Annotated in this window: 9 protein-coding genes and 2 pseudogenes; 9 read left to right on the top strand and 2 right to left on the bottom strand. The window is 44.5% G+C overall.

What is annotated here, in order from left to right:
- The first annotated feature begins 131 nt into the window (after positions 1 to 131).
- Entirely contained in the window at positions 132 to 1,409 is a 1,278-nt protein-coding gene (bioA, locus tag RH85_RS18360) for an adenosylmethionine--8-amino-7-oxononanoate transaminase (RefSeq protein WP_006714217.1), read from the top strand.
- Positions 1,410 to 1,476: 67 nt separating this feature from the next.
- On the opposite strand, the gene RH85_RS18355 is transcribed toward bioA, so the two are convergent.
- The gene (locus tag RH85_RS18355) at positions 1,477 to 2,124 is read right to left on the bottom strand and encodes a YccT family protein (protein ID WP_006714216.1); all 648 of its coding nucleotides are present in this window, start codon (positions 2,122 to 2,124) and stop codon (positions 1,477 to 1,479) included.
- 87 nt (positions 2,125 to 2,211) lie between these two features.
- Positions 2,212 to 3,204, bottom strand: a complete 993-nt coding sequence (locus RH85_RS18350; RefSeq protein ID WP_006714215.1) for a porin — start codon at positions 3,202 to 3,204, stop codon at positions 2,212 to 2,214.
- A gap of 518 nt (positions 3,205 to 3,722) precedes the next feature.
- Between RH85_RS18350 and dinG the strand changes: the two genes are divergently transcribed.
- The 8 genes and pseudogenes from dinG to RH85_RS18310 all read left to right on the top strand — a co-directional run.
- Positions 3,723 to 5,795, top strand: a complete 2,073-nt coding sequence (gene dinG, locus RH85_RS18345) for an ATP-dependent DNA helicase DinG (protein WP_006714214.1) — start codon at positions 3,723 to 3,725, stop codon at positions 5,793 to 5,795.
- 41 nt (positions 5,796 to 5,836) lie between these two features.
- A pseudogene (locus tag RH85_RS18340) lies at positions 5,837 to 6,615 on the top strand (sulfite exporter TauE/SafE family protein).
- On the top strand, positions 6,612 to 7,160 hold the full coding sequence (locus tag RH85_RS18335; RefSeq protein ID WP_006714213.1) for a primosomal replication protein: 549 nt from the start codon (positions 6,612 to 6,614) through the stop codon (positions 7,158 to 7,160). Before RH85_RS18340 ends, RH85_RS18335 begins: the two are co-directional and overlap by 4 nt.
- Positions 7,161 to 7,162: 2 nt before the next feature.
- Positions 7,163 to 7,327, top strand: coding sequence for a pleiotropic regulatory protein RsmS (gene rsmS, locus RH85_RS18330; protein WP_006714212.1), 165 nt, complete (start codon positions 7,163 to 7,165; stop codon positions 7,325 to 7,327).
- A gap of 11 nt (positions 7,328 to 7,338) precedes the next feature.
- Positions 7,339 to 8,478, top strand: a complete 1,140-nt coding sequence (locus RH85_RS18325; protein WP_006714211.1) for a cupin domain-containing protein — start codon at positions 7,339 to 7,341, stop codon at positions 8,476 to 8,478.
- A gap of 41 nt (positions 8,479 to 8,519) precedes the next feature.
- Positions 8,520 to 9,326 carry an exodeoxyribonuclease III gene (gene xthA / locus RH85_RS18320; protein ID WP_006714210.1) on the top strand — a complete coding sequence of 269 codons (807 nt, stop codon included), beginning with the start codon at positions 8,520 to 8,522 and terminating at the stop codon, positions 9,324 to 9,326.
- A 177-nt stretch (positions 9,327 to 9,503) separates the two neighbouring features.
- The gene (locus RH85_RS18315) at positions 9,504 to 11,183 is read left to right on the top strand and encodes a type I secretion system permease/ATPase (protein WP_006714209.1); all 1,680 of its coding nucleotides are present in this window, start codon (positions 9,504 to 9,506) and stop codon (positions 11,181 to 11,183) included.
- Positions 11,176 to 11,827 (top strand): annotated as a pseudogene (locus RH85_RS18310) (HlyD family type I secretion periplasmic adaptor subunit); the annotation flags it as partial. The gene RH85_RS18315 and the pseudogene RH85_RS18310, both read left to right, overlap by 8 nt.

Here is an 11,827-nt window from a genome sequence, read left to right as displayed (position 1 = left end):
AGTCGAACTAGAGTGCTCACTATAATTTTGCTCTTGGCTAGTCTAACCACAGCCGTTAGACTGTCAACACAAATGAAAAACCAAAGTTTACAGATGGTTAAATTTCAATCAAATATAAAATGGAACTTCTCATGGATTTAGCGTTTGATCGCCGTCATATCTGGCATCCCTACACGTCGACCTTAACACCTCTGACCTGCTATCCGGTAAGCCGCGCTGAAGGCGTTTACTTATATCTGGAAGATGATAGAGCGCTCGTCGATGGTATGTCCTCTTGGTGGTCAGCGATTCATGGCTACAATCATCCGCACCTTAACCAAGCCGCTCATCGACAAATTGATCAAGTTTCTCATGTTATGTTTGGTGGTATCACTCATCAACCCGCGATTGATTTGTGTAAGAAATTGGTTGCGATGACCGCAGAGCCTTTACAGCATGTGTTTCTCGCCGACTCGGGTTCTGTTGCGGTGGAAGTAAGCTTAAAGATGGCCTTGCAATATTGGCAGGCAAAAGGCGAATCACGCAGTCAATTTCTCACTTTACGTGATGGCTACCATGGTGACACCTTTGCGGCGATGTCAGTCACAGATCCTGACAACTCCATGCATTCACTCTACAAAGGTTTTCTGCCTCAACATATCTTTGCTCAATCACCAAAAACTGAATTCTGGCAGCAATGGGATGAGAGTGATCTGGATGACTTCAAAGCCAAACTCACCCTGCACCACCGTGATATTGCGGCGGTAATCTTAGAGCCAATCGTGCAAGGAGCCGGTGGCATGCGTATTTACCACCCAAAATTCCTCCAAGGTGTACGCCGTTTGTGTGATGAGTTTGGGGTGTTACTGATCTTAGATGAAATCGCAACTGGATTTGGCCGCACTAGTAAGCTGTTTGCCTATGAACACGCACAAATCGAACCGGATATTTTATGCCTTGGCAAAGCGATAACCGGCGGTTATATGACGTTATCCGCCACACTGACCACCTCACACGTCGCAAATACGGTGTGCGGCGGAGAAGCCGGCTGCTTCATGCATGGACCCACCTTTATGGGTAACCCTCTTGCCTGCGCCGTGGCGAATGCCAGTATGGAAATTCTTGAGCACGGCGAGTGGCAAACGCAAACGAAAGCTATTGAGCTGCAATTTTCGCAGCTACTGCCTCAACTGGCAGAGCACCCATTAGTTAAACAAGTGCGCTGGTTGGGCGCAATCGGCGTGGTGGAAGCTACGGTTGCCGTCAACATGGAAGTGATTCAAGCCCACTTTGTTGAACAAGGGGTATGGGTCCGCCCATTTGGCAAACTAATTTATATGATGCCGCCGTTTATTAGCCAACCAGAGCATATCGAAAAGCTTGTCACAGCCATTGAGAGCGCGCTGAACAAACCGGAATGCTTTAAGTAAAGATTAAACAATAGAATGCAAAAAGGGTTGGCAATGCCAACCCTTTTTATAGTCATGAAAGTATCGACTACTCTTGATCGATCATCCAACGACGGAATTCTTTACGCTCTTCTTTGCTTGCTTGCAAGTACCAAGCTTTCAATTGATCGACATTTTTTGTCGCCACTGTCGTCGCTTTTGGTTGGCTACTCTTTACCACAGAGCTTGTTACCGCGGCTGTTTCTACTGCAACCGGCGCATCAATCAGCTGACCATTTTGGAAGTAAATGCCGCGTTGTTTATTGTGCTCAGCAATCAAGTTTTCCATGCCCCCGTAAGGCATAAAGCCCTTTTTGCCTTCTAGTAGGGCTTGATCGAATTCAACTTCGCTGCCATTTGATTCTAATCCCCAGTTAGGTGATGCTTTGGCAAATTCTTCTTTAGCAGCCATCTCACTGTAAAACTTAGGCAGCGTTATTTTGTAATCTTTATCTTGAGCATCAAAGTTGATCACATAAGGTTTTGACGTAAAAACATTTCCCTTACCTAACTTATCATCTAACTGGACAACAACTTGAGTAAATCCTTCACCAACCTTATTAATACCTATTTTTTGCTCAGCTGCTTGGCCGTTGATATACAAAATAGAAACACCGCGACTTGCTGTGATCTCCGCGGCATGAAGAGGAAGTGCAAGCAAGGTTGCAGCGAATGCGATAAAGCCTTTAGCGTTCAAAGAAAACTCCTGAAGAATATCTGTTTTTATAAGGAAATTGAAAAAGCCACCCGAAGGTGGCTTTAGTATAACTATGTTAGCTCATTCTTAGAATGATGCTTTAACACCTACAGCCATTGCTGTTGTGTTATCGCGGCCATCAGTTTTACCGTCGTTACCAGCAACTTCAGCGTACACTGTAGTGTTCGGCGCTAGGTTGTAGCCTGCGTTTAGGAACCAGCTGTTTACGTCTTCTGCATTTTGTTGTGCAGCTAGAGAGTAAGCAGTTGCGAATGTCCATTTGCCTAGGTAGTAGTCAGCACCAACGGTGTAAACATCTGCGTCATCGCCTTCACCATCAAGATCAGTTGCGTAGTAGCCAAGACCTAGACGGATGCTTTCAAGACCTGAGTAATCAACTTCAAGACCGTAAGCGTGTTCGTTAGACTCACCAGCTTCTTTGTGGTCTACGTTTGCGTAGAAAGCAGATAGGTCAAAATCAGCCACACGGTAACCAAAGCGAGAATCGTAGTAGTTTACATTTGTTGCTTCAACAACTGAAACACCAGTTGCGCCTAGTTTAAATACATCTGGGTTACCCATCTTGTCTTGTACGAAGCCAAGAGTTGTGTAGAAAGAACCGTTGTCGTAATCGTAACGGATTGCTTCGTCATGACATGCGAAGTCACCAGACGCACCATTGTACAGTTTGTTTACGTCAAATTGGTAATCGCTAGTAATGCCACCTAGGTCATCGACAGCAGTACATAGACGACCAAACTTGATAGAACCGTAAGTTTGAGAGTAAAGCGCTACGTAAATGTCGCCGCTGCGAGTTACTTCTGCGTTGTTAGAATCAGAACCATCGTAGCCCCAGAAAGCACCAAATTGTAGGTCGTCATTTAGAGCGTAACGAGCGTCAAAACCGAAATCTGCATCTTCAATTTGTTGCTTCATTGAGCTGTCAGAGAAAGAGTTTTGGTAAGTAACTTCGATATCACCAACTAGATCAACAGATACGCCGTCTTGGTTGTAAAGTTCGATCGCTTGTGCAGATGTTGCTGCAAAAAGTACTGAAAGAGCTACTAGAGTCTTTTTCATAATAATCCACTGCCTTTTCTTAATATTGGGAAATCCATATCCGGTTCCCTTTATGTATTTTTTGGTGGTGATTCGTGCTCTTCAATGGCTCGATATCACCGCTCTCAAATTTCGAGGCCTAGATTGCAAAAGATTGCTCTGTGTGTCAAATCTTCTAAAACAGAAATATAAAAAAAACATAAAATTCATATAAATCAAATTATTACACTTATTGCACTAACTTTTTCGACTAACTTCTAACCATTGTGATGCTTTTATCACTAAATGAAGCTCGTCGCAAAAACAGCATTAACAGCTATAAATATGCGACCCAAATCAATTTGACAGAGTTTTACGCTATTTTGAATGCCATTTTGCTTGAGGATATTTTTCACATTTAGAATTAATTCTAAGTTCCTGAAGGTTCAATCTTTTTTTGTGAAGGAGATCTAGATTTGGTTGAAAAGGATTCTATTTCGTGAACTACGTAACGATTAGAGAAGTGTGCTACACTCCTTTTCCCCGAGAAAGGCGCCCGTATGTCAAACAGTAAAATACAGCAATCCATCCGCAAAAGTTATCAAAACCTACAAGCTCAACTGGATAACTTTGTACCGCGTCGAGCACAAAATTATCTTGTTGCAGAAATTACCAAAACGCTGTGCGGTGAGTATCATAAATCGAACCGTATTATCGTGGCAGAAGCTGGAACGGGGATCGGAAAATCACTCGCCTATCTCATGGCGACGATTCCTGTCGCAGTGCAAAATAACCGCAAAGTCGTAATTTCAACTGCGACAGTGGCACTGCAAGAACAGCTAATTAATAAAGACTTGCCTCTGTTTCGCCGTATTACCGACCGTGAATTTTCTTTTATTTTAGCCAAGGGACGTCAACGCTACTGTTGCGCCGAAAAACTCGCCACTGCGTGCGGGGCTGATGGCGGTCAAATGGCGATGTTTGAATCTAAACCAAAGAAAAAAGATATCGAATTACTTGAACGCTTACATAAAGCCTTTCAGCAAGGCAAATGGGATGGTGATAGAGACTCTTGGCCTAAAGCCATTGATGATGAAATATGGCGCCATATCGTCAGTGATAAGCATAGCTGTAACAACAGCATGCCATCACATCGCGGTTGCCCCTTCCAAAAAGCACGCTCTGAACTGGATAAAGCCGATGTCATTATTGCCAATCACAGCTTGGTGATGGCAGATGCCGATCTCGGCGGCGGCGTGATTTTGCCCGAGCCAGAAAATACCATTTACGTGTTCGATGAAGCGCATCACTTACCGCATGTGGCGCGTGATCACTCATCAGCGGCGGCCAGTCTCAAAGGCGCAGCCACTTGGCTTGAGCGGCTAAACCAATCCGTTAGTAAGTTTGCTGGCTTAGCCGATGAGAAGCGCGTAGGTCGTTTTCGTAATGAGCTACAAGACTCTATCCAACAATTGATTCCAGCGTTATCTCAGCTCACTGCTCGATTTGACCCAGCTCATTTCGTTGATGGTCTGTATCGTTTTGAGCACGGCGAGTTGCCAACATGGCTTGAGGAAGAATCAAAACAACTAAAAATTCTGTCACAAAAAGGCGCGCAAGCGACCGCTAAAATTGCTGATCTAATTGCCGAGCGAGTTAAAGATGGCGAAATTGGCGCACGTTTGGCAGAACCAGCACTTGCAGAGCTCGGCTTCTATATTCAAAGAATGGATAATCTCGCGCAGGTTTGGCGTTTAATGGCTGAGCCGCAACGAGAGAAAGGAGCACCTCTTGCTCGCTGGCTAGAAACGAGCAACGAGCGAGAAGGCGATTTTGTAGTCAACGTTTCGCCATTAGAAGTAGGCTGGCAACTCGATCAGCAAATCTGGAGCCGTTGTTTAGGGGCGGTACTCGTTTCAGCGACTATGCGCGCTCTTAACTCATTTAACTTTTATTGCCGTCAGGCTGGGATCAGTGAAAAAGCGGAGGATGGCACACGCTTCCTCGCTCTTGCTTCGCCTTTTGATTATCAAAATCAGGCTGAATTGCACATCCCTAAAATGAAGTATGAGCCGCAAGCAAGTGAGTTTACGGAATATCTTATTGATATTCTGCCTAACCTAATTGCAGACAAACAGGCCAACTTAGTTTTATTCTCTTCTTATTGGCAGATGAACCAAGTAGCTCAGGCACTTGAATCCTCTTTCATAAAAAAAGGTTGGGCATTGCAAGTTCAAGGTAAAGAGTCGCGCTCAGAAATTCTCAATAAACATAAAACGCTCGTCCAATGCCAAATGACCAGCATATTGTTTGGTACAGGCAGTTTTTCTGAAGGCTTAGATCTTCCTGGAGAGCTACTCGAGAACTTGATTATTACCAAAATCCCGTTTGGGGTTCCTACCTCACCCGTGGAACAGGCGCATGCCGAGTATATCGAGCAAAAAGGGGGCAATCCTTTTATGCAGATTACCGTACCAGAAGCGAGTAAAAAACTGATCCAATCAGTGGGCCGCTTACTACGCAAAGAACGGGACTCTGGCAAGGTGATCATCTTGGACCGACGCATTGTGACGAAACGCTATGGCAAGTCACTACTTGACTCATTACCACCTTTTAAACGCGTTATTGAATAAGTGGCCTAGATAAGGCCACATCATAAATAGAAGAAGAATCAATGGAAATGTTGGAACCAACCATGTTGTTGGTATTAGCGCTTGTCGCATTTTTTGCTGGATTTATCGATGCTGTCGCGGGGGGCGGAGGCATGCTGACCGTCCCTACTTTGCTCTCTTTAGGCCTACCACCGCATGTCGCTCTCGGTACGAATAAATTGGCGGCAAGCTTTGCATCATCAACCGCCGCTTTTACCTATTACAAAAAACGTTTATTCAAACCTCGCTGTTGGGGCCGTTCTTTTTTGCGACACTGATTGGCGCGATTATCGGTACCTTAGTGGTCGACGCCATCAGCACCCAATGGTTAGAGAAGACATTACCCCTGATTATCCTTGCTGCTGCGGTCTATACCATATGGCACAAAACACCAAAGAACAGCAGTAATGAACCGCCACCACCTTGCCCTACCTTTCGTAAAAAACAATATGGACAAGGGCTCATTCTCGGCTTTTACGATGGCATTGCAGGACCCGGTACTGGCGCATTTTGGACCGTGAGTACCATGGCACTCTATCGGTTGAACATCTTGGTGGCATCCGGCGTCGCAAAAGCGATGAACTTCACCAGTAATTTCACCTCGTTAATCACTTTTGCTATCTTAGGGCATATTGACTGGGTTCTGGGCCTAACCATGGGCGTATGTTTAATGGCGGGGGCATTTGTCGGCGCACATTCCGCGATTCGCTTTGGCGCCAACTTTATTCGCCCTGTCTTTGTCACCGTCGTTAGTATACTGGCGATAAAGCTCGCTTATGACGCATGGTTTGTAGCTGTATGAATCAACTAAGACAACTCGTTACTACGCTTGAGCAACTTGCCGTTCAAGCAGCGCAAATCGATCGCAGACGCAGTGAACATCATCAACCTTTGTTTGATGAAACACTTTTTCATTGCAAAGCTCGCTTACTGGTTCCTTGTGTTAAAGAAACACAATCAACGCTTGATACCATTATTCGAGAACAAGAAAGTGGCCGCCTGACCTCATTGCGAGCGGAATATCTCACCGAGCGTTTATACGCTCAAGTTGCAGCGCTGCAACGTGAAATTGCCACTCAACCGATTCGAAAAAATGAGCCTAAGCACTACAGCCACTATCAAAAACCAATTAACGTCCTCTATCAAGAATTGGCCCAACATCAAGATTGGGAAAGACGTTTAATGGAGATGGTGAGAGACAAACTCGCAGAACTCGAAACCGCCCCTCCTTTTGCGAAGCAGACGGCACAACAGACTTTGCTGTCGACCGAACAGCGCCTCGAGCGTTGCCGCGCAGCAAAGCTTAAAATTGAAAAACAAATAACCTACCGTGAGAGACATCAATAATTATGACGTTACCTGCTACAGGGCTCGACAATGCACCCGATGAAATAAAACTGGCTGTTGATCTTATCTATTTATTAGAAAGCAACAATGTTGCCCCCCAAACGGCATTAGAAGCGATTAAAATCGTCCAGTCTGATCTTGAAGCCAAATTGGCGAATAAAGCATAACGGAAACATAGATGTTCACACTAAATTTTGATATCACCGAATTTCTCGCAACCTACTGGCAAAAAAAACCAGTGGTGATTAAAAATGCCTTTAAAGAGTTTTCCGACCCTATTACCCCAGAAGAACTGGCTGGCCTCTCGTTAGAAGAAATGATCGACTCTCGCTTTGTTTCTAATAAAGATTCTCAATGGACGGCGCAACACGGCCCCTTTGAAGAAAGCTTCTTTGACAACTTGCCAGAGACCCATTGCCAACTGATCGTGCAAGCTTGTAACCACTGGCATCCTGAAACTGCGCAACTTATCGAACCTTTTAAACAACTGCCGCAATGGTTGTTTGATGATGTCATGGTCTGCTACTCCGCCCCACATGGTGGCGTAGGTCCTCACATCGATCAATATGATGTTTTCATTGTCCAAGGCCAAGGTAAGCGCCAGTGGAAAGTAGGGGCAAAAGATGTGGGCCAATATCAAGAAGTCATTCAAGGTGGAGCACTGCGACAAATCGAAGGCTTTGACGCTATTATAGATGACACATTGATGCCGGGTGACATGCTGTACATTCCACCCGGTTTTCCTCACGAGGGCACCACATTAGAAGCGAGTTTAAGTTACTCTCTTGGCTATCGCTCACCAACTGAGCAAGAGCTTGTTAGCCACTTTGCCGATCATCTTATCGCCCATGATTTAGGCAACCAGCACATGCATGATCCCGCGATGCCTGCGCAGGATCAACATGGCCAAATTGGTCAGCACAGCCTCAATACGCTCAAGCAAATGTTACGTAATGCCTTGAATGCCGAGGATGCGATTGAAACGTTTATCGCCACTCAATTAAGCCAATCTCGTCACCAAATGAACATTATTGAAGCTGATGAAGAATATAGCCTCGATGAAATCAATGAGTTGTTAACGCAAAATACCTTATGGGAAAAAGTGGCTGGATTGAAAACACTTTACCTCGAGGGCAATTCCGAGCAATTGTTTGTTAACGGCGAATGCTTTGTGATCAACAGCGATGATCAGCAACTATTAGAGCTACTGTGCGACAATGAGCGCTTTAACAGTGAAGAGATCACTTGTTTTCCTCAACATGACACACGTCAAACATTTCGGGCTCTGATTAACCTTGGCTATTGGTACGTAGCCTAAACATCGTCTCCATTGAAAAAGAATTAGACAAGGAATCCAAGATGAAAGTAGTTTCTTTCAATATTAATGGCTTGCGCGCAAGACTGCATCAACTTCAAGCTCTGATTGAAAAGCATCAACCGGATGTGATTGGTCTGCAAGAAATCAAAGTGCATGATGAAGCCTTCCCGTTAGAAGCTGTCGAAGCGATGGGATATCACGTTTATTTCCATGGCCAAAAAGCCCACTACGGTGTCGCCATGCTATGTAAACATGAGCCAATTTCGGTACAGAAAGGTTTTCCTACTGACGATGATGAGCATCAAAAGCGCATGATCATGGCGACATTTGCTGACGAAAATGGCGAAAAAACCACGATTTTGAATGGCTACTTCCCTCAAGGCGATAATATTAGCCATGAAACCAAATACCCATATAAGCGCCAATTCTATAAAGACTTGATGACATATTTGAATGAGCACCATAATAAAGATGAAAATATCATCGTAATGGGTGACATTAATATCAGTCCATTAGATTCAGATATTGGCATTGGTGAAGTAAACCGAAAACGTTGGTTAAAGACAGGCAAGTGTTCATTCCAATTAGAAGAGCGTGAATGGCTTAAAAGCCTATTGGACTGGGGATTTATTGATACCTTCCGCCAAATTCACCCAGATGTCACCGACAAGTTCTCTTGGTTTGATTATCGCTCACGTGGTTTTGATGACAACCGTGGACTGCGCATTGATGTTATTCTCGCCACCCAATCTTTAGCCCAAAAATGTATCGAATCTGATATCGATTATGTTTTGCGCGGTATTGACAAGCCATCTGACCACGCTCCAATTTGGTCAACATTTAAATAATAGATCTATTCAAAGGGTTTCTTAAAAATAGGAAACCCTTATTATCCCAATGTTTTTTATAAATAAAATTATACCGCACATTATTTAATCCTAATATCCCCTAGTCTCCTCTCTCGCAATGTCGAATATTACAATGTTAGGATTGCGTCAATTTTAGGCAAGGCAGCATTGGTTGAGATGGAAATCAAAAAGAACGATTGGGATCAACTAACACCATTTAATAAGACGGTGTTCTATACGCTTATTGTGGCAGGGTTTATTCTCAATGCTCTTATTTTGGTTGTACCCATTTATAGCTTGCAAGTTTTTGACCGCGTCCTCACCAGCCGAAGTCTTGATACCTTATTTTTGATCAGCCTCATTGTGATTTTCCTGCTGGTTATCCAATCGATTCTGGACATTCTAAAAAATCGTTACTTACAACAAAAATCAGCAAAATTAGATGCCATAGGATCAAGTTTTTTATATCAAGCCATCATGCGTTCGGGCGAAAAAAATAATGCCCACCTGCAAGATGTCCGAGAAATAAAATCATTCATGGTCTCCCCTGCCTTTTCCCTCGCTTTCGACATGATTTGGGCTCCGTTATTTCTGTTGGTGATGTTCCTCCTTCACCCTATTGTTGGTGTCGTCGGTCTAAGTGCAGTGTCACTGGTCGCTGGTTTTTCTTTTTACATTTATAAAAGTAAGGCCAAGCAAAATTCAGAGGCTCAAACAGCGACATCTGCTTGTCGTTTTGCCACTGAGCAAGCCAGCACCCAACGCGACAACATTAAGTCGCAATACCTGATGGACGGCTTAACTCAACAATTTCAACATATGACAGCCGAGAGGGTTTGGTACGATCAGCAACTCGGCCTAACGTCAGCCACGCTGGCTTCTATCGCTAAATGTTTACGCTTCGTATTGCAAATGGCGATTATGGCCATTGGGGCTTGGTTGGTGATCGAAAACACCATGTCTGCCGGGGGCATCATCGCAGGTTCCATTTTAATGTCGCGCGTGTTGCAACCTTTTGAGCAACTAGCCAGTACACTGCAAGCATGGCAACACGCTTCTGCGGCTAATCATCGCCTTACCGCCTATTTCTCCCAACAAGCGAATGGCGGCACGACGACCCAATTTAGTGATGTTAATGGCTCACTGCATATTGATAATGTTACTTGGTACCCTCCCAAAGCTAAATTACCACTACTGAAAAATATTCGACTCAAATTAGAGCCCGGTAATCGCGTGATGATTATGGGAACGAGTGACTCAGGTAAGACAGCATTGTGCCAACTGTTGGTCGGATTATTCCAACCTAACTCTGGTTCAATAAGAATCGACAATGCCAGCTTATCGCAATGGGATGTTGGTCAGCTAAAACACATCATTGGCTATGTCCCACAGAAAATTGATTTTTTACCCGGCACAATCAAACAGAATATCGCTCACTTCGATAACATGATGAGTGACGAAGAGGTTATCTCGGCAGCAAAAAGTATTGGTATCCATCAAGATATCGTTCTCTTAGAGCACGGGTACAATACGCCTCTCGGCGCAACTGGCATCCCCATTTCAACGGGGCTTGCTCAAGCGATCGCGATCGCCCGCGCCCTTTATTTTCGCCCCAAATTACTCGTTCTCGATGAAGCGAACGCTCACCTTGATAGCATCAGGCTGAACGCTTTCAAACAACTACTAACAACACAGCAGCAACAGGGAAATGCGGTGGTACTTATTTCCCACCAGCGAGAGCTAATTCCCCACGTTGATTGGGTTGTCACACTAGATCACGGTGAAATAACCACAGCACAAAAAGCGGATAAATTAGCCAAAGTAGGTGAGATAAAACAGGTGGTATCCCATGGCTGATTCAATGTTTCATCAAATTAGTTCCAATGGAATTCAATACAAAGATTCACGCCAGTTGAGCTTCAAGTCGAGCTTCATCAGCAAAATGTCACTTGCCGTTGTATTAGTGATGTTGTTTGGGTTTCTGCTTTGGGCAACATTCGCCAAACTCAGTAGTGCGGCTATTGCTCCGGGAGTTATTATCGTCGAGTCAAAGCGTAAACCTATCCAACATTTAGAGGGAGGGATCGTTAAGACCATCCATATTGCAGATGGACAGGCGGTTGCACAAGGCGATCTGCTGATCACTTTAGATGCTTCACAGGCCCATGCTCAACTGCATGGCTTACGAGCTCAGTGGCAAAGTGACCTCGCGCGGCTGAATCGCTTACAGGCGGAGCTCAGCGATCAAACTCAAATACAATTTGATCCCCGCTTACTTGAGCTCACACACGATCCTCGAGTGCAAACCATTCTCGACACCCAAGCCAAACTATTTGATAAGCGTCGCTCGTTACGCAGTGGCGAAGATAAAATTCTCAACGAGAAAATAGCGCAAGCCAATCTTGACCTCGATGGCTTACGTAAACGCTACCAAGCTGATGAACAAGGTTTGGTGTATCTAAATGAACAACTCGAAATGCACGAAACCTTACTTGAAACCC

Source organism: Vibrio ichthyoenteri ATCC 700023, assembly GCF_000222605.1.
GTDB lineage: Bacteria > Pseudomonadota > Gammaproteobacteria > Enterobacterales > Vibrionaceae > Vibrio > Vibrio ichthyoenteri.
The sequence above is the reverse complement of the archived record's forward strand: the minus strand, read 5'-3'. Positions and strand labels throughout refer to the sequence as shown.

Bases quoted from the DNA above. Each gene is read 5' to 3' on its own strand.
- bioA (WP_006714217.1), top strand. From the start codon at position 132: ATGGATTTAGCGTTTGATCGCCGTCATATCTGGCATCCCTACACGTCG.
- RH85_RS18350 (WP_006714215.1), bottom strand. From the start codon at position 3,204: ATGAAAAAGACTCTAGTAGCTCTTTCAGTACTTTTTGCAGCAACATCT.
- dinG (WP_006714214.1), top strand. From the start codon at position 3,723: ATGTCAAACAGTAAAATACAGCAATCCATCCGCAAAAGTTATCAAAAC.
- RH85_RS18335 (WP_006714213.1), top strand. From the start codon at position 6,612: ATGAATCAACTAAGACAACTCGTTACTACGCTTGAGCAACTTGCCGTT.
- rsmS (WP_006714212.1), top strand. From the start codon at position 7,163: ATGACGTTACCTGCTACAGGGCTCGACAATGCACCCGATGAAATAAAA.
- RH85_RS18325 (WP_006714211.1), top strand. From the start codon at position 7,339: ATGTTCACACTAAATTTTGATATCACCGAATTTCTCGCAACCTACTGG.
- xthA (WP_006714210.1), top strand. From the start codon at position 8,520: ATGAAAGTAGTTTCTTTCAATATTAATGGCTTGCGCGCAAGACTGCAT.
- RH85_RS18315 (WP_006714209.1), top strand. From the start codon at position 9,504: ATGGAAATCAAAAAGAACGATTGGGATCAACTAACACCATTTAATAAG.